This is a genomic window from Vibrio diabolicus (assembly GCF_011801455.1).
GTDB lineage: Bacteria > Pseudomonadota > Gammaproteobacteria > Enterobacterales > Vibrionaceae > Vibrio > Vibrio diabolicus.
This window is the reverse complement of sequence record NZ_CP042452.1, coordinates 1332171-1351092: the sequence shown is the minus strand read 5'-3', so window position 1 is coordinate 1351092 and position 18922 is coordinate 1332171. Positions and strand designations below refer to the sequence as shown.

The window sequence follows — 18922 nt, the reverse complement described above, 5'->3', positions numbered from 1 at the left end:
CGAGATAATGAGTTCTACATCTTAAAGTCAATTGGACATATTAATCGCTAAGAAATATCTCGCTAGTGAGTTTTTTGTCACACGAACTTTCCATGGTAGGGTTTATCCTTATAGAATGTAAGGTTTAGTGTGCCTGCTTCGGGGGTTGTATGATAGAAATTGTCATCGATGGAAAATATAGAATTGTAGAAGAGGGGCTAACCCTTCTGGAAGCAGCCAAAGTGTGCGGGGTCGAAATCCCTTCACTGTGCGGAATGAACAAAAGTAACGAGAAAATTCCGTGTGATTTGTGTGTGGTCGAAGTGGAAAGTGGCGGAACTAAGCGCGCCTGTGATCTCAAAGTGTACCGCGGTCTCAATGTCGTCACACAATCAGAACAACTGAGTGAGCACCGCAGAAAAGCGCTCAACCGAATCATGACGGACCACTACGCAGACTGTGAAGCTCCATGCAAAACGGCGTGTCCTGCTGGGGTAGACATCCAATCTTATCTCTACCATATCTCGCAAAACGATCATCAAAAAGCGATTGAAGTTATTAAACGCACACTACCAATGCCGTTATCGATTGGGCGTGTGTGTCCGGCATTCTGCGAAAGTGAGTGTCGCCGTTCTTTGGTGGATGAGCCGATTGCCATTCGCCAACTCAAACGCCATGCCGCAGACGCAGATTTAGCGGCGCATGAAGCGTATGTCCCAGAGAAAAAACCAGCGAAGCATCGCAAGATCGCCGTTGTTGGTAGTGGCCCCGGTGGCTTAACGGCAGGTTATTACTTGTCGAATGAAGGTTATGACGTCACCGTATTTGAGTCCATGCCAAAAGCAGGCGGTTGGCTACGCTATGGCATTCCTGAATATCGCCTACCTAAAGACATTCTAGACAAAGAAATCGAACTGATGTGCCGCAACGGCATGCAAGTTGAAACCAACAAAAAGCTTGGTGTTGATTTCACGCTGTCTCAATTGAGTGAAGACTACGATGCCGTCTGTTTGGCTGTGGGGGCGTCTCAAGCGGTAGAAATGAATTATCCTGGTAGCGACTTGGACGGCTGTTATCTCGGTGTTGATTACCTGAAAGATTACGTTACAGAACAAAACTACGCGACGGGCAGAAAAGTTGCCGTGATTGGTGGTGGTAACACTGCGATCGACTGCGCGCGTACGGCGCGTCGTGCGGGTGCCGATACCACTTTGATCTATCGTCGAACTCGCGACGAAATGCCAGCCGAAGACTACGAAATCGTCGAAGCTGAACATGAGGGTGTGAAGTTCCATTTCTTAACGAATCCGGCGCAAAACATCGCGGATGAAAACGGCCGCGTGAAGGCAATTCGATTAGAACGAATGGCGTTAGGTGAGCCAGATGCGTCTGGTCGTCGTAGTCCGAAACCAACGGGTGAGTTCTTTACTGAAGCATTTGATACCGTGATTGCAGCGGTATCGCAAAAGCCGGATCTCAGCTTCTTAGAAAACGATGAGCTCTCCATTCCTCTAACGCGTTGGAACACATCTGAATCCGATGCTCAAACCATGCACACGGGTACGGGCAATATCTTCAGTATAGGTGATTTTCGTCGTGGTCCTGCAACAGCGGTTGAAGCGGTGGGCGATGGGCGAGTTGCGGCAAAAGCGATTGATCTGTTCCTCAATGGTGATATGGCGGATATGCCGAAACCTGCGTTCAACTCTCGTAAAGAGAAAAAACTGGCACAGGTTGACCCACTTCATTTTGAAAATATCCAAAAAGTTGCTCGTTCAATCATGCCGGAGTTGACTCCAGCGCAGCGTGAGCAGAGTTTTGCTGAAGTGGAACTGGGCTTTGATAACGAAGAGGCCATGAAAGAAGCGGCGCGCTGCTTAGAGTGTGGTTGCCAAGCGAATACCGACTGTGCCTTGCGAGATTACTCAACGGAATATCATGCCGAGCAACATTTCGATGTTTCCGTGGACGTTTCCTCTGCTAGCGTGATTGGTCATCAAGATTGGCTCGATTTACGTGCGAAAGATCTTCGTCATAAATACGAAGTAGACCGCAGTTCTGAGTTCATTGAATTTGATGCTAACCGCTGCATCAGTTGTGGTCAGTGTATTCAAGCATGCCGCGAGCAAGCGGTACATGGTGTGTTGAGTTTTGTGTCGGATAAAAATGGCCGACCAGCTTTAAGACCAGATGATCGTCCACGATTCCGTTTCGATGAAAAAGGCGCAAGTTGCAGCGGTTTGACGCTCATGGGCGATTCAAAATGCGTGCAATGTGGGGCGTGTGTTCAGGCGTGTCCAACGGGCGCGATGGTGGACAGCCGTGATCGTTCTCAAGGCAGAACCGAACATCTAAAAGCCGTCGATACCATTTGTACCTACTGCGGTGTGGGTTGTAAGTTGACCATGTTTGTCGATGAGCGACAAAACAAAATCCGCTATGTAAAAGGGGCGGATTCGCCGGTTAACCAAGGTATGCTGTGCGTGAAAGGCCGTTTTGGTTTTGATTTCATTAGCAGCGAAGAGCGTTTAACGACACCACTGATTCGTAAAGATGGTTGGTTGCAGCCAGCAAGTTGGGACGAAGCGATTCAGCTAGTGGCTTCGAAGTTTTCGACCATCAAGCAAGATTTTGGTAGCAACGCACTGGCCGGATTCTCTTCAGCGAAAACCACTAACGAAGATAACTACGCGTTTCAAAAATTCATCCGTCGTGAACTTGGTACGAACAACGTTGATCACTGCGCACGTTTGTGTCACGCATCAAGTGTGACAGGGCTTGAAGCATCGTTGGGGAGTGGTGCGATGACCAACGACATTCCAAGCATTAAGCATTCCGATGTGATCTTTATTATCGGTTCTGACACCACATCTGCGCACCCGATCATCGCTTCGCACATCAAACAGGCGATTCGTCATCACGGGGCGCGCTTGATTGTGGCAGACCCGAAACGAGTAGACATGGCCGAACATGCAGAGCTGTACTTGGCGCATCGTCCGGGTACGGATGTTATGTTGCTCAATGGCGTGATGCAGCAAATCATCAAAAATGGTTGGTACGATCAAGAATACATCGAAGAGCGCGTCGACGGCTTTGATACCTTGCTTCAGGAGGTGATGTCGCCAGCGTACAACCTAGACAAAGTTGAGTTAGTGACGGGCGTAAAAGCGGACGATATTTTCGCGATGGCGCGAATGATCGGTACGGCAAAACGCACGGCGGTGTATTACTCAATGGGTATTACCCAGCATACAACAGGGCACGATAACGTTCGTTCGATTGCAAACCTGCAATTGTTGTGTGGCAACATCGGTATTGAGGGGGGTGGTATTAACCCACTGCGCGGTCAATCAAACGTACAAGGTGCGTGTGATATGGGCGCTTTACCGAACTGTTATCCGGGATATCAAAAAGTGTATAACCCGATTGTTCGTCAGAAATTCGCGATTGAGTGGGATGCGCCGAACTTACCTTCTGAGCAAGGGCTTACCCTAACGGAAATCATCGATGCGGCGTGCAAACGAGAAGTTCGCGGGATGTACATCATGGGCGAAAACCCAGTACTGAGCGATCCAAACCAAGCACACGTGATTGAAGGGTTGGAAGCACTCGACTTCTTGGTCGTGCAAGACATCTTCCTCACCGAGACGGCGCAGTACGCCGATGTGGTATTGCCTTCTTGTTCATTTGCGGAAAAATCCGGTCACTTCACCAATACTGAGCGCCGCGTGCAGCGCGTTAATGCGGCAGTGAAAGCGCCGGATGAGGCGAAAGAAGATTGGTGGATCATTCAAGCGATCGCAAACGCGATGGGCAGCGATTGGCATTACCAGTGCGTTTCTGAAATCACTAGCGAGATCGCGCGTGTAACGCCGCAATATGCAGGGTTACGTTGGGACGCGATCACGCCGAACGGTGTTCAATGGCCAAGTAACAAGAACAATCCAAACGGTACTCGTATTATGCACCAAACCCAATTTACCCGAGGGAAAGGGCAAATGGTGGGCGTGCCTTTCCGTTATGCAGCGGAGTTGCCTGATGAAGAGTATCCTTTGGTGCTTACAACAGGGCGTGTGCTAGAACAGTTCCACACCGGTACGATGACACGCAAAACGAAAGGGTTGGATAACCTTGCTGGGCCAAGAGCGATGATCAGTGTTGAAGATGCTGAAGCAATTGGTATCCATAATGGTCAGCGCTTAAAAGTGTCGACTCGTCGTGGCTGCATCGAAATTGATGCGTTTGTGACCAAGCGAATGCAAAAAGGCGTCGTGTTTATCCCGTTCCATTTCGTTGAATCGCCAGTCAACCGCTTGACGACTACGGCAACGGACCCGCATGCGAAAATTCCTGAATTCAAAGTCGCAGCGGTGAAGATTGAAATCAGTGAAACGGCCGCTCAACCAGAGCCTGTCGAGGAGGCGGTACACCACGTCTAACATCAACGACATCAACGCTTCACGCACTGGCGAGTTGAGAAATTGCATTTAAGCTTATGATATGTAATAGCGAAACGAGCAGTGCGTGTGTCGAGTGTTTTTAAGTGGATCATATTGCTCCTACCCGCTCTTATTTGGCTGGCGGTCAGGCAAATTGAACATATTTGGTGGGCGGAGAATCTTACCTCGATTCCCGCCCTCATTGTGTTCACTTACGTTGTTTTAGCCTCGGCGTTTTTTATCGCTCACCGATGGTTGCAAAGTGCATTTTCTGCCTTTGTCGCTATTTTGTTTGTCTTGTTACTTGTTCCGCCGCAGCGCAGCCATGTGGCGTCTTGCTCGCAGTCTTTGAGCGTCATTCAATTCAATCTTTTTTACGAAAACTCAGACATCAATCAGTTCATCAACTATCTGTTGAGGCATCCTGCTGATCTGGTTGTAATGCAAGAACTGACGCCTCGTGTTGGCAGCCTTTTGCACATGTTGGATGATGTCTATCCGCATTATTATGGTGGTCAACGTGACGTGGGATACCCTTCAAATTTGATGATTCTTAGCCGACACCCGATCACGGAGGTTTCGGTTTATCGTGCGCCAAATGGACAAGAAGTCATCAGAGCGGTTTGGTTGCCTAAAGGTCAAGCACCGATCACTTTGTTTGCGGCTCATCCACCGTCACCAAGAACCAGCGAGCTTTGGCATCAAAGAAATGCGCTGGTGCGAACTATAGAAATGCTGACCGCGCTTTATCCCGAGCCAGAGGTGTTGGTTGTGGGGGATTTCAATCTCTCCTCGGTTAGCCCTCGTTTTGCTACGCTGTTCCCGAGTTTTCAAACCGCGCCAGTGACGAGCTGGCCAACTAACATCAAAGGCATCAACGTGCCAGAGCCGATGATGATAGGTATTGATCATTTGTGGCTAAAATCTGAGCAAGGACAGCGAATCATCTGCTCTCGTGAATCCTCTGCTTTACCACAAGGCTCAGATCACCGCATGGTGACAACCCAGATCGGTGTGCATATTCCATAGTTAAAGCCCTTAGAATTTGTTGTGTTGCATAAGTTAAACCTGTGCTGAGCTTGTCATAGAATTGACTCTCTCTGACTGTTCTCTGTTATTTGAGCAAGTTCCATGACCTAAACTTTGCTCGCTTCCTATACTGAACTAACGAAGCAGGATTTTTATAACAACAAGAGGCAGCTTGCATGACAAGAACAACCTCATTTGCACTCGTTTTATTACTGATGTGCGCATACTTTGGTTACAACCGTTATTACGTGTATCCGCAGCAGTTGGAAACACAGGCCAAATCCATGTTGATACAAATGGCAAATCGCGAAGAGTGGATGGATGTGTTTGAGATGATGAATCGCGTAGAGGCGCACAAAGGGCATTTAGAACTCGTGGCCGATGTTACGTCTTCTGATGGCAAACGTGCTTACAGTGAAGGCTTTATTACCTATACTGATCGTGAAGGTGTCGTCTGTAAACAGGTGGTGTTTAACTTTAAAATCAACTCTTTGAAAAACTACAGTATTTCAGACTTACGAGACTGCTCGTACGGCGAATATTATTAAGGTGAGTTGCTTAGTTAAGCCCGGTAAAACTAAATTTGAATACCCAAACAAAAATAGCCTCATTGTCGAGGCTATTTTTGTTTCTGAGAAAGAGAAAAATGGGCAACTTTAATCGAGCGATTTCTTAAACCTCAGTGACGCGACGACCAATCCAAATACGGTAAACCCGAGCAACCAAAGGGTATCTCGCCATAAGTCCATCAGATCCGCGCCTCGCAACACTATGCCTCTAATCATGCGCATAAAGTGAGTGGCGGGCAGGGCTTCTGAAATCCACTGTGCTGCGACTGGCATGCCCTCGTAAGGGAACATAAATCCAGACAGTAGAATCGAAGGCAGAAGAATGAACACTGTCATTTGCATCGCTTGAAGCTGTGTTGTGGCGATGGTGGATATGACCAATCCTAAAGTTAAGCTGGCGGCGATAAACAACAAGGTTCCAAACAGAATTTGGCTGATTGCACCGTTAATTGGTACGCCGAAAATCCAATGTCCCAACCCTAGAATGATGAAAACCTGAATTAAGCCGACAAAGATATACGGCACGATTTTCGCCACCATTAGCTCTATCGAGTGGATGGGCGTGGTGATCAATAGCTCCAAATTTCCCCGTTCACGTTCTCGTACAATCGCGGCACTGGTGAACAAAATCATCGTCATGGTGAGAATCACACCGAGTAAGCCGGGTACGATATTGACCGCAGAACGTCGACTTGGGTTGTAGTAGAGTGCGACTTCGAATGTTTTGCTTGGCGCTGGGCGAATCTCGAAATCAAAATCGGTCAATGGCATGGTTTGCAACGACAATATTGCCGAGCTGATCATGGTATCTGACCCATCCACAATCCATTGCCCAAGTTCTCGACCTTGCATCATGCGTTGTGTGAGATCGCTTGGCAAAATCAGCACGGCGCGCACAATACCATCTTGAATCGCTTGTTCAGCCTCTTGCGCGGTGGCATAGGTTTCTTTGATATCCACCACTTGAGTGACTTTTACGGACTGGGTAATGATCCGCCCGGCGGTACTGCCACTTTGATCGACAACACCTACCGGAATGTTGCGAATGTCCGTATTGATTGCGAAGCCGAACAGCAAAAGCTGGATAAGCGGGATCATCACCACCATGCCAAACGTGATTCGGTCACGGGAAAGTTGGCGAATCTCTTTGATCATGACGGCTTTCATGCGAGCGATAGGTTTCATCATTGGCGGCCTTTCCCTGTCACGCTGACAAAAACATCTTCTAGGCTTGGGCGAGCGTGGTTCATTTCAGCGTTTTGAAGTTCGGGAAACGTCTGCTTTAACCATTCAATCGGCTGCTCGACATGCTGGTGGATAAGGATGCGTAAACGAATCCCCAACTGCGCCGCAGATCGAACTTCGTCACGTTGAATCAGCTTTTCTTTAAGTTCACGAAGTTTGTCGGCTTTCACCTCAATGATATTAACGCCCATCTGTTCCATTAACTGTTCGGGTTCGCCATCGGCACGAATTTCGCCCGATTCCATGATCGCCAGACGGTGGCAGCGTTCCGCTTCGTCCATGTAATGCGTGGTGACCAAAATCGTCGTACCTTGATCGCACAAGTCGAACAACTGCTCCCAAAAATCGCGTCGATTTTCGGGATCAACGGCGGATGTTGGCTCATCCAAAAATAGCAGTTCGGGTTTGTGCATGGTCGCGGCGGCGAGTGAAAGGCGCTGCTTTTGACCACCACTCATGCCGCTTACGCGCTGTTTTCGCAATTGATCCAACCCGTAAGTGGTGAGCTGCTCTTCTATCCGCTCTTTCAGCGACTTGCTGCTTAAACCAAAAATTTGCCCAATAAATTCGAGGTTTTCTTGAACGGATAGGTCGTCGTACAACGAGAACTTTTGTGTCATGTAGCCAATTTTGAGCCGCAGTTGTTCGGATTGTTTTGGGATTTCTAATCCAAGCACATCCACACTGCCTTCGCTTGGGCTGAGAAGGCCGGTGAGCACACGAATGGTGGTCGACTTACCACAACCATTTGGCCCTAAAAATCCGTAAATGCTGCCTTTGGGCACGTTGAGTGTGATGTTATTGATAGCAGTAAAGTCGCCGAACTTTTTGACCACATTTTGAGCTTGAATTGCATACTCGGTCATTGGCTTACTCCACCAAATCTACTTGGGCAGGCACACCCGACGGCAACGTTTTTGCAGACTCAGGTAAATCAACTTCTGCTAGGTACATCAATCGTGAACGTTCTTCTTCGGTTAGTGCGAAGTAGGGTGTGAATGAAGGCTCACTAGCCACCCAACGAACGGTGCCTTGTAATGGACTCTCAAGTCCATCGACATTTACCGTCACGGTTTTCCCAGGAATAAACCCGATTCGATAATCGGCAGGAACATACACTCGCGCATACGGTACGCGGTTGGCTTGAATCACGGCAACCACACCGTTCACTGGTACGCGTTCGCCAAGATTGTAAGGCAAATTATCGAGCGTACCGTCACGCGTGGCCGTGATGGTGAGTTCTGCCAGCTTTTGCTCTTGCAACGCCACTTCGGCTTTTGCCGCCATTAAAGCGGCTTTAGCTTGTTCGATGTCTTCGAGGCGAGAACCTGCGGTGAGCTTACTGAACTCTTCTTTTGCTGAGTCTAATTCGGCTCTCGCCGAGTCCCTTGCCGCAAGAGCGGAATCTTTTTCGGATTGGCTGATGAGCTTTTTACGCACCAGCTCTGCTTTGCGTTGATAGTTTTTCTGCGCTTCGGTGAGCTGCGCTTCCGCTCGGGCTACGCGAGCCGATGCAGCAGCAATGTCTTCTGGGCGTTCACCATTGGTCAATTTAAGCAAATACGCTCCCGCTTTGGCTTGCTCGGCAACGGCGTGTGCAAGAACTGCTTGTTGATTCTTAGTATCGAGCTGAACCAACACTTCCCCTTCACTGACCAAGCTGCCTTCTTTGACTGGAAGGGCTCTAATTATCTCATTAGATGTGGCAGTAAACGTTACGCGGTCACGCTCTAAGGTGCCAAGCGCTTGGTGCGTGTTATCTTTTGAACAGGCGCTTAAAAGAGCAATAATCAATGTGCCAAAAATGATTCGCTTCATAGTGCGGTGCTTCCTTTGAAGAAGTAATGCATGAATAGATAACTTGCGAACGGGAGCGTGTTGATTGAGCCCGCCAACCCGTCGCTAACCGTCATCCATAACGATTTCTTTTTAGAGCTTAGCATTTTATCTACAAGCGATTCTTTTTAAATAGAGAGGCTTAGCGTTGGAACAAGCTTGTCGCGAGGTGGAATGAAAAAACCTTGAACGAGGTCAGGTTTTTCCTGATAAGTAAAATTAAATGCCCAGCGATAAACACTAGGCTAGTTGGGGCTGCAAGTTGTCACTTGATTCTGAATTAGAAATCACTTCACATTTTAAGTGGCTGATTCGTAAAATGGATTGCGGTCGGCCATGACAATAGGCAAGGTGTTGAATAATACGAATTACTCATATAAGGCCATCCATGACAACAACTGGTCACGTGCATTTTTATATTGGCACTTACACCAACCCACCGAGTACGAGCACGGGCATTGCGCGTCTATCGCTGAACACTGAAACGGGTGAACTGACTCGGCTTGACGATGTTGTAGTTCAACGTAATCCGTCCTATCTCACGACCACCGAACACGGGCTGTATACGTTTAGCGAAATGGATAGAAATGAAGGTGCAGAGCTCGCGTTTTTTCGCGGTAGTGAATCCGCCTCTTTGCCGATTAATGGCGATTATCCGTGTCATTTGGATATCAAAGAACCGTTGTTGGCGGTTGCTAATTATGGCTCTGGAAATGTTAGCGTATTTCAATTGGATCGCGATGGTAAACCGCTTGGTTTATTGGCGGATTTATACGTTGATGGATGCGGGCCGAATTTAGAGCGCCAAACTTCTCCTCACGCTCATCAAGTCACGTTTTTAAAGCACAGTGATCAATTGGTTGTCGTAGACTTAGGCAGCGATAGCGTCCTTATTTATGATTACGATGCCCAGCCGCCGGATTTTTCACTGTCGCAAGTGATTCATTTGCCCGCAGGTTCGGGACCGCGCCATCTGGTGTTTAACCAACAAGAGTCGACAGCGTATGTGGTTTGCGAACTGTCAGAAACCTTGATTGTGCTGGTTAAGCACCAAGATAAATGGCTTATCTCGAATCAAACAGAATTATTAGAAGGGGAAGATAATCAGCAAGCGGCTGCGGCCATTCGTCTGTCGCAAGATGAAAGGTTTTTGTATGTCTCTTGCCGAGCTCAGAACAAAATCAGTGTGTTTGATGTGTCTGGCGATACGCCAAAAAGGCGAGCAGCCATTCACTGTGAAGGGGCTTTTCCACGAGATTTTGTGTTGTCTCGTGATCAAAAGTGGTTGCTGGTTGCCAATCAACATTCCAACAATGTGGTGAGCTTTCGTCGCAATCCTCAAACGGGTGAAATTACCCCAACGGGTTATGACTGTGAGATAGGCTCTCCTGTGTGTATTGTCGAACAACCTTTGTAACGACTAACGCAGAAGCAGCAGGAAATAGAAAAGCCTAGCGGGCGGCTAGGCTCTCAAGGATAAAAACAGTTAACGCCAATCTTCAACGTACAGTTAGACGTAAATTTTGCCTTTCATATACAACACACCATCACCAGATACTTTGACGCAATTTTCTTTGACTTCGCAGTACAGAACGCCACCACGCGCTGATGCTTGATATGCCACTAAAGATGCTTTGCCGAGCTCTTGCGCCCAATATGGTGCTAAGCCTGCGTGGATTGATCCTGTGACAGGGTCTTCATCTCCGCCGTTAGCTGGCCAAAAGTAGCGAGATACAAAGTCGTATTGACTGCCTTTTGATGTGACGACAACATCGTAAGGGGCGAGTTGTTTCAGTTGGTCGGAGCGATATTGAACATCAAAAACGGTTTGCTCATCTTCCACGATGACGAAGTAAGCTTGTGGGCTAAGCAGTACGTGTGTTATTTCGCAGTTTAATCCCTCAATCAATTGCGTAGGAATGGCGTTGACGGGGTGTGGCGCTCTTGTCGGAAATGTCATTTCAATCTTGCCAAGTGCGTTCTTAATTACGGTTAAGGTGCCCACTTTTAATGTGTGAAACTCAATACTTCCTGTAACGCCGAGTTGATCGAACAACACCATGGAAGCGGCGAGCGTTGCGTGTCCACAAAAGTCGATTTCTGTAAGTGGTGAAAACCAGCGTATTTCATATTGATTCGTCCCAATCGTTTTAACAAACGCGGTTTCAGAGAGGTTGTTTTCCGTTGCAATGTTTTGCATCAGCTCTGGTTCTAACCACTCTTGCAAGGGTACGACTGCTGCTGAGTTGCCTTTAAATTGCGTGTCTGTAAATGCGTCAACGACGTAGATATCCAGTTCCATTTTGTCTTCCTTGTTTTCTGAGCAATTAGTTAGCATAAACCAGATGCAACTCAGAGAATAAGAAATTTATGCTTGAATCTTAAAGTGTCAAAATAGACGATTATTTTATATTTTGTGATACTTATTGATGTGTCTTGGCCTGTGTTGATGAGTAAACTTGAATTGAACTCATTGAAAGGAATAAACACATGAAAGCGATTCACAAGTCTGTTTTGGCCCTTAGCGTTTTGGTTATCGGCTCTGCCCATGCTTTTGAACTAAAGAGCAAAGATATTCAAGAAGGTCATCCAATGGCGAAGACATTTGAATATTCAGGTTGGGGATGTGATGGTGCGAACCAGTCTCCACAACTGATGTGGAAAGACGTTCCAAAGGGTACGAAAAGTTTTGCGATTACCGCGTACGATCCTGATGCACCAACAGGCAGTGGTTTTTGGCATTGGATAGCGTTTGATATTCCAGCCTCAGTTAACGAGCTGCCTCGTGGCGTTGATATCAGTAAGCTCGGCGGTAAGGAGTCTCGTATCGATTACGGTACTACTGGTTTTGGCGGCGCATGTCCGCCAGAAAAAGATGGTATGCACCGCTACCAGTTTACCGTTTGGGCGCTGCCGAGTGATAAGTTGAACTTGGATGAGAACACGCCAGCGGCGGTTGTAGGATTTACGTTGAATAGTGTTGCATTGGACAACGCGAAGTTAACCGCGACTTACACACGATAATTGAATACGAAAGGGGAGAAGATGGGGCATCAATATCAAGTGACGCTGTTTCGTGCGGAGCAGCAGCAAAAGCTACGTAACGTCAGGATTCACTCCCCGAGTATTATCCAGATCATTAAAGGGAGTAAGCGTCTGTTTTGGAAAAACGAAGCGTTTGATATTCTTCATCCTAACATCATGCTTTGTGAAGCAAACGCTTCGCTGAATTTTGAAAACCTTCCTCAACAAGGGCGTTTTCTTTCACGAATGTTCAGTTTTCACTGCGTACCTAGCGATGAAATGTTAGAGCTGAGTATGAGTAATGCATTGGGAAATTACGTCCCAGCGGTGGAGACAGACAAAGCACTGCAAGCGACATTAAATGCCTTGTTTTCTTTTGAACGGGAAAGTTTAAGTGAAGCGACGCAACGTTATTGGATGATGGGGTTGTATCAGCAGTTAGCAGAGCGAGGACTATTGCATCGGCTTTTCTCGAGTTCCAATACCTCGTTCAGTCAGAAACTCAGCCGCTATCTGTCACGCTCTCCGGGCGATGACCACCCTTTGGAATTTGTTGCTGAGCGCTTTGCTATGAGCCGAGCAACGTTGATACGCAAACTCAAGCAAGAGGGCACTCAGTATCGCGAAGTGCTGGCAGAAGTGCGCTTAAATCACGCACTCTACCTGATGCAAAATGGTTCATACAACGTTGCGTTACTCGCGCAGTTGTGTGGCTATCAATCGGAAGGCCGTTTTAGCCAACGATTTAAAGGGAAGTTTGGTTTAACGCCCAGTGAGTACATAAAAACTGTCGTCAGTTAGTACTTAATATTGCTGTTTGGCTCGATCTTTATGTTTCCAATTTTAGCTCTGGTATTTGGTTTTCATCCTCAGTGCGACGTTAACCAAAGCAATCAGAACAGGAACCTCGATTAGCGGACCAATCACGCCAGCGAATGCTTGATCGGAGTTCAGGCCAAATACAGCAATGGAAACCGCGATCGCCAGCTCGAAGTTGTTGCCCGTCGCCGTAAAAGCGATGGAGGCATTTTTATCGTAGGGGATGCCCATTCTCTTCCCGATAAAGAAGCTGGTAAAAAACATCAATACGAAGTAGATCGCTAGTGGGACTGCCACGCGGAACACATCCATTGGTAGCTGTAAAATCACCTCTCCTTTGAGGCTGAACATCAGCACGATGGTGGCGAGCAAAGCGATCAAAGTAATGGGTGAAATTCGAGGAATAAACACATCGTTGTACCACTTCTCACCCTTTGCAGCGACTAACCATTTACGACTGAGAAAACCAGCGAGGAACGGAATACCTAAGTAAATCAATACGCTTTCTGCAATGTCTCCCATGGAAATATCAACCACAAAACCTTCATAGCCAAAGAACGGTGGAAGTACGGTGATGAATAGCCAAGCCATAACGCTGTAAGTCAGAATTTGAAATGCGCTATTTAATGCCACCAAGGCCGCGCCATATTCTTTGTTGCCGCCGCCAATATCATTCCACACTAAAACCATAGCGATGCAGCGTGCAAGGCCAATCAAAATAATACCGACCATGTAACCTGGATGATCACCAAGAAAGGTTAAAGCAAGAACGAACATCAGGATTGGGCCGATGATCCAGTTCATAACCAGAGACAGCGTGATGGCTTTTTTATCTCTCGTTACCGTTCCTAATAGACCGTAGTTCACCTTGGCGAGTGGTGGGTACATCATCAAAATCAAACCAATGGCGAGTGGTACGTTCGTACTACCAACGGACATTGCTTCGTTCCATTCTGCTACTTGCGGGTAGGCTGCGCCTATCCCCACGCCGATGGCCATTGCGACAAAGATCCAAACCGTTAAGTAGCGGTCAAGAAAGCTCATTTTTTCGCTGGCACTATTTAAAACTTCAGTCGTCATAGTGATCTCTATTCGTTTATCGTCGAAAGGCGATGTATTAAGTTATAGTTTATCTTTGTGCGCGTGGAAAGCGCGCAACGTGTCTTAGCTAAATAAACCGGAAAACTGAGCGTTAAATGCGTTCAGTTTTTCACGTTGAATACGGTAACAAACCTTTGGCGGGTTGGGTTCTGCACTGATAAACCCGGCCTGTTTTAGAATGCGTAAGTGTTCTGATACAGTCGATTGCGCTAAACCTAACTCAGAGACTAAATCGCTATTTAAGCAGCCGCCCATGGTGTCTAAAGTGTGAAGAATATGCAGAATGCGTAAGCGAGCAGGATGAGACAGCGCTTTCGCTTGAGCGGCGAGTGCTTGCTCTTTATCCAGTTGTTTTTGTGTGGCTTCAAAAGCAATTTCGCATGTTTTGCTGCATTTGTTGCTCATGAGCAGACCTTTATAGTTAATCGTCGAATTACGATTAAGTGTACGTGTGCTTTTTCTAAGGCGCAACTGCTGGCAGTAAAAAAGCAGAACTTAAAGATACGACGAATAGGGGGTGTGGTATCAGGAGCTAAGTTCTGCTTGGGGGTTAGGTTATGAGCAATTCTCTATATTTCCTGTTCGCCAAACCAGTATGGTGAAAAAAGGGGAGGCAAAAAAGAGAGTAGATTTCTTCGCTTTATTCCTGATAAGACCGAGTAGGTGGGTTTTTCCTACAATATAGGCACGAAATGCTAGTAAAAGGGGAACAAAGTGTTTGGAAGTTTTCTTATTTTATTGCCGCCAAGTTCAGTAAAATACGCCTATTGAATGGCCTCCTAGAGTTAAGGTACGTACGGTGTCTGATCTCAACTTATTTCGTTATTACCAACGCTTGCTTTCGTTTAATGTTGGTGATGAAACGAAAACTACATTGCAAGAAATCGCTGATTTATTGTTTACCTCTCCTCGGCATGCGCGCAGCCTGTTGTCGCAAATGCAGGATAAAATGTGGTTGAGTTGGTATCCGAAAGCAGGAAGAAATCAGCGTTCGACCCTCGTACTCAATATCGAGTTAGAGGCTTTAAAAGAAAGCTTAGCTCTCGCGCGTATTAAGCGAGGTAAGTATGAGAAAGCGCTTGCGATATTAGATGAGGATGAAGTTGCGTTTGGACGTTTATTGAAAACAACGTCAGGCGCATCGGTTCAAGAAGGTCAGCTCAACATTCAACTGACCTACAAACGCATGTTCGAGCGTGTTGTTCCTCATCAATTGCAGCGAAGCAGTGAGCGCTTTTTGCTGCGCCAAATTTATTGCTGTTTGGTTTCGAGCGATTACAACGGGCAGGTGCAGCCAGAGCTGGCTCATCATTGGCGTTATGATGACAGCTTGTACGAATGGACATTTTATCTTCGTCCGGGTCTGACTTTTCATAATGGCAACCCAATTGATGCTGAAACGGTTGTCAGTTTGTTCGCCAAATTAAGCTCTTTGGAATACTACGAAAAAGAGCTGGCGCATGTTGCCAACATAACGGCACTTAATCCATTGAAGGTTGTTTTTAAGCTTAACCGACCTGACTTGGGTTTTGCTGGACTTATTTCTGGCGTGAAATATGGCATTCAGCCCGTGAGTCAGGTGAACGTTGCGAACAACAAGTTGGTGGTGGGGAGTGGTCCATTTTCCGTCGTTGAGCACAGTGAAAACCGTTTGAAACTGCAAGCGTTTGATGGCTATTACGCGTGTCGAGTATTAACGGATTTTGTGACGATATGGATCGTCAACGATGAACAGATGGAAAATCCATCGCTTGCCGCAAACACATTGCAACCAGAACCTGATTCTGCTGATGACATGTGCAGCCACTATATGTCGACGCCAAACAGTGAAGTATCACCAGCGAGTAAACGCAGTCGAACGGAGGACGGTTGTTTGTTCGCACTGTTTAACCATCATGCGAAGCACGCTTTGTCTCAGGCCCAGCGCCGATACATCAGTGAATTGATTAAACCTGAACAGCTAGCTGAAGTGATGCGCAGTGAAAACATTATATTTGGAAGCATACCTGCTTATAACTTATTGCCTAACTGGAAACCGGTGTTGCGTCCATTTGGAGAAGCGGTCAAGTTGCCAAAGCTGATCACCATCGCAGGGTACAATTACACGGCACTACGCCGGTGCGCGCGAGCGATTTCTTCGCGTTTAGAGCGTGCGGGCAGCCGAGTGGAGATCGTTATGTACTCCTACCGAGAACTGAGCGAGAAAGCCAAAAACGGCACGCTTGATGAGACTCTGGTTGTCACCAATATCAACTTGGACGATAACCGTCATGCGTCTGCGTTTAGCAACTTCTTTAGCAATGCTGTGCTTTACCACACTTTAGGGGCGCAAAATGCGGCGTGGTTGGATGCTCAAATGGAGAATGTCCGTGCATTCTCACCGCTTGAAGATTACCTGAGCGCGTTAGAGCCGATTGCGTCCACTTTGATTAGCGAATATTGGATTGCACCGATGTTTCACCATACTCAGACGCTACGTTTTCAAGGGGTCTTGGAAGATGTCGCACTCACAAACTGGGGATGGCCAGACATACGATCCGTTTGGTCTGCGGACTGATCAAAACCGCCTGAATGGCGGTTTTTTTGTGTTTGCAAGTTGGTGAAAGCCAGTGACGTTTTTATTTTTTCTAGCCAACAAGTGTGAGGTTTGTCTACGTTTTAGCGTGAGCTATCAATAAATGGCCCGAAATGAACTTTGAAACTAATCACGAATTATATCGAGTCAATAGGTCTAATGTGATCTGATTTGAATAATGTAATTTTAAGAATGTTTTCAAGAAAGTGATTGTATTCAAAATTCGTCTATTGACTTGTTGCTCAAATAAAATTTGTAGATTTTTTACGTGTGAGATTCTTGAGCTCTGTCCATTTAAACAAATTGACAGGCTTTAAAGTGTGACTCGAAGCGCAAAAGTAGCTCGGTTGCGCGGTTGGGAATCTGTTATTGATAATTAACCCATCAGATGACGAACTGTTGATAGGGTTAAATATGTTGTACGAGTTAATCGACCACGAACTAGTAGATGTAATTAATGATCGCGCTTACCAATGGCAAGATGCGGTTAAAAAGACAACGCAATACCTAGAAAATAAAGGTTACGTCTCCCAGCATTATGCTGATGCAATCATCCGTTCAACGGAAGAAAACGGTCCTTACTATGTGTTATGCCCTGGATTGGCAATGCCTCATGCCCGACCTGAAACTGGTGTTTTAAAAACAGGCTTAGGCATTCATATTTTCCCATCACCTGTTGATTTTGGATCGGATCTCGGTCCGGCCAATATTCTTATTACCTTAGCTGCGAAAGACTCTGATACCCACATTGAGGTGATTCAAGCGTTGAGCGAGATGTTTGTGGATGAAGAGAACATTGCAAAACTGGCACAAGCTTCTTCCAAAGAACAAGTGCTGGACATAATAAAAGCATACTAAAAGGAACATAACGTGAAAGCAAACATGCGAGCCAATGTGCAAGCCTTCGGAGGTCATTTGACCGCCATGGTGCTGCCAAATATCGGAGCCTTTATCGCTTGGGGCTTTATTACTGCACTCTTTATTCCTACGGGCTGGATGCCAAACGAAGCCTTTGGCGAACTCGTGGGGCCAATGATCACTTACTTGCTGCCACTTTTGATTGGTTACACCGGTGGTCAGATTGTTGGTGAAAAACGCGGCGCGGTAGCGGGGGCTATCGGTACGATGGGCGTGATTGTCGGGGCTGACATACCGATGTTTGTTGGCGCAATGATCATGGGCCCACTGAGCGCTTGGGTTGTGGTGCAAGTGGATAAACGTATTCAACACCGCATCCCTTCTGGTTTTGAGATGGTGGTCAACAACTTTTCGTTGGGTATCGTCGGCATGTTGTTGTGTTTGTTCGCTTACGAGATTGTTGGCCCTTCAGTCACCGCAGCAAACTTGTTTGTGAAATCAGGCATCGAAGCGTTGGTTGCGACGGGTTTCCTGCCTCTGTTAGCGATCATTAACGAACCAGCAAAAGTGTTGTTCCTGAACAACGCCATTGACCAAGGTATTTATTACCCACTAGGCCTGCAAGCGGCCGCAGAAACGGGCAAGTCCATCTTCTTTATGGTGGCGTCTAACCCAGGCCCAGGTCTTGGTATGCTACTGGCTTACGCGAAATTTGGTCAGGGTTTGTCCAAACGCTCTGCGCCAAGTGCCATTATCATTCACTTCTTTGGTGGTATTCATGAGCTGTACTTCCCATACGTACTCATGAAACCAATCATGATTGTGGCAATGATTGCTGGTGCGGCGACAGGCATCGCAACCTTCAACCTATTCGATGCAGGCTTGGTCGCGGGTCCAAGTCCAGGCTCTATCTTCTCTTACCTTGCTCTTACTCCGAAAGGTAGCTTCATTGCGACCATCGCAGGTGTGACAAGTGCAACGATTGTCTCTTTCTTGGTAGCAAGTGCGATTCTGAAAGTGAGCAAATCAGAAGAAAAAGAAAGCGAGTTTGAGAAGTCAGTTTCTGACATGAAAGAGATGAAAGCGGAAGGCGCAGTTAAGCCAGTTGCAGCTGCGACGACGCAAGAACTAAGCAAACCAATTTCACTTGTCGCATTCGCATGTGATGCGGGTATGGGCTCTAGTGCAATGGGCGCTTCGACCTTCAAACGCAAGCTAGTACAAGCTGGGATAGAGATTGAAGTGAAGAACTTTGCCATCGAGAAAGTCCCGAGTGAAGCCGACATCGTCGTGACGCACGAGAGCTTAGAAAGCCGCGCAGTCAACGCGACAGGTTTACCAGTCGTAACGATCAAGAACTTCCTCAACGACCCAGCGCTTGACGAGCTGATGGATAAGATTAAGCAACAAACGGTCGCGACTGAGCAACCAGCCTAACAATGCAGTTT

15 protein-coding genes are annotated in these 18922 nt (G+C 47.0%); 9 read left to right on the top strand and 6 right to left on the bottom strand.

Features of this window, described 5'->3' with window-relative positions; genetic code table 11:
- Positions 1-149 precede the first annotated feature (149 nt).
- The 3 genes from fdhF to FR741_RS21290 all read left to right on the top strand — a co-directional run bounded on the left by fdhF (position 150) and on the right by FR741_RS21290 (position 5995).
- A complete protein-coding gene (gene fdhF, locus FR741_RS21300) occupies positions 150-4418 on the top strand; it encodes a formate dehydrogenase subunit alpha (RefSeq protein ID WP_167427655.1) in 4269 nt (1422 codons plus the stop codon).
- A gap of 81 nt (positions 4419-4499) precedes the next feature.
- The gene (locus FR741_RS21295) at positions 4500-5447 is read left to right on the top strand and encodes an endonuclease/exonuclease/phosphatase family protein (RefSeq protein WP_408646621.1); all 948 of its coding nucleotides are present in this window, start codon (positions 4500-4502) and stop codon (positions 5445-5447) included.
- 176 nt (positions 5448-5623) lie between these two features.
- Complete coding sequence (locus tag FR741_RS21290; protein WP_005391248.1) at positions 5624-5995, top strand: hypothetical protein; 372 nt, start codon at positions 5624-5626, stop codon at positions 5993-5995.
- Positions 5996-6103: 108 nt separating this feature from the next.
- Here the strand turns inward: FR741_RS21290 and FR741_RS21285 are convergent, their stop codons facing one another.
- Genes FR741_RS21285 through FR741_RS21275 form a run of 3 tightly spaced genes read right to left on the bottom strand, consistent with a single transcriptional unit; the run spans position 6104 to position 9079 of the window.
- Complete coding sequence (locus FR741_RS21285) at positions 6104-7201, bottom strand: ABC transporter permease (protein ID WP_005498311.1); 1098 nt, start codon at positions 7199-7201, stop codon at positions 6104-6106.
- A complete protein-coding gene (locus FR741_RS21280) occupies positions 7201-8127 on the bottom strand; it encodes an ABC transporter ATP-binding protein (RefSeq protein WP_005487744.1) in 927 nt (308 codons plus the stop codon). Before FR741_RS21280 ends, FR741_RS21285 begins: the two co-directional genes overlap by 1 nt.
- A 4-nt stretch (positions 8128-8131) precedes the next feature.
- Entirely contained in the window at positions 8132-9079 is a 948-nt protein-coding gene (locus FR741_RS21275) for an HlyD family secretion protein (RefSeq protein WP_005462020.1), read from the bottom strand.
- A gap of 406 nt (positions 9080-9485) precedes the next feature.
- Here FR741_RS21275 and FR741_RS21270 point away from each other — a divergent pair, with 406 nt between their 5' ends.
- Complete coding sequence (locus FR741_RS21270; RefSeq protein WP_167427653.1) at positions 9486-10514, top strand: lactonase family protein; 1029 nt, start codon at positions 9486-9488, stop codon at positions 10512-10514.
- Between the two features lie 93 nt (positions 10515-10607).
- Here FR741_RS21270 and FR741_RS21265 read toward each other — a convergent pair whose 3' ends face one another.
- Positions 10608-11399: a PhzF family phenazine biosynthesis protein gene (locus FR741_RS21265; RefSeq protein ID WP_140313267.1), complete on the bottom strand. Its 792-nt coding sequence runs from the start codon at positions 11397-11399 to the stop codon at positions 10608-10610.
- Positions 11400-11587: 188 nt separating this feature from the next.
- On the opposite strand from FR741_RS21265, the gene FR741_RS21260 reads away from it, so the two are divergent.
- Positions 11588-12121, top strand: coding sequence for a YbhB/YbcL family Raf kinase inhibitor-like protein (locus FR741_RS21260; RefSeq protein WP_167427652.1), 534 nt, complete (start codon positions 11588-11590; stop codon positions 12119-12121).
- A gap of 21 nt (positions 12122-12142) precedes the next feature.
- A complete protein-coding gene (locus FR741_RS21255) occupies positions 12143-12922 on the top strand; it encodes a helix-turn-helix transcriptional regulator (protein ID WP_005391234.1) in 780 nt (259 codons plus the stop codon).
- Positions 12923-12964: 42 nt separating this feature from the next.
- On the opposite strand, the gene arsB is transcribed toward FR741_RS21255, so the two are convergent.
- Positions 12965-14020 (bottom strand): ACR3 family arsenite efflux transporter, encoded by a 1056-nt coding sequence (gene arsB / locus FR741_RS21250; protein WP_167427651.1) that lies wholly within the window; start codon positions 14018-14020, stop codon positions 12965-12967.
- Positions 14021-14104: 84 nt separating this feature from the next.
- Positions 14105-14446, bottom strand: a complete 342-nt coding sequence (locus tag FR741_RS21245) for an ArsR/SmtB family transcription factor (protein WP_047008393.1) — start codon at positions 14444-14446, stop codon at positions 14105-14107.
- A gap of 394 nt (positions 14447-14840) precedes the next feature.
- Here FR741_RS21245 and FR741_RS21240 point away from each other — a divergent pair, with 394 nt between their 5' ends.
- The 3 genes from FR741_RS21240 (at position 14841) to FR741_RS21230 (ending at position 18911) form a co-directional block, all read left to right on the top strand.
- Complete coding sequence (locus tag FR741_RS21240; protein ID WP_167427650.1) at positions 14841-16598, top strand: SgrR family transcriptional regulator; 1758 nt, start codon at positions 14841-14843, stop codon at positions 16596-16598.
- 432 nt (positions 16599-17030) lie between these two features.
- A complete protein-coding gene (locus tag FR741_RS21235; RefSeq protein ID WP_005391226.1) occupies positions 17031-17474 on the top strand; it encodes a PTS sugar transporter subunit IIA in 444 nt (147 codons plus the stop codon).
- Positions 17475-17486: 12 nt separating this feature from the next.
- On the top strand, positions 17487-18911 hold the full coding sequence (locus tag FR741_RS21230) for a PTS mannitol transporter subunit IICB (protein ID WP_269819767.1): 1425 nt from the start codon (positions 17487-17489) through the stop codon (positions 18909-18911).
- Positions 18912-18922: the final 11 nt, after the last annotated feature.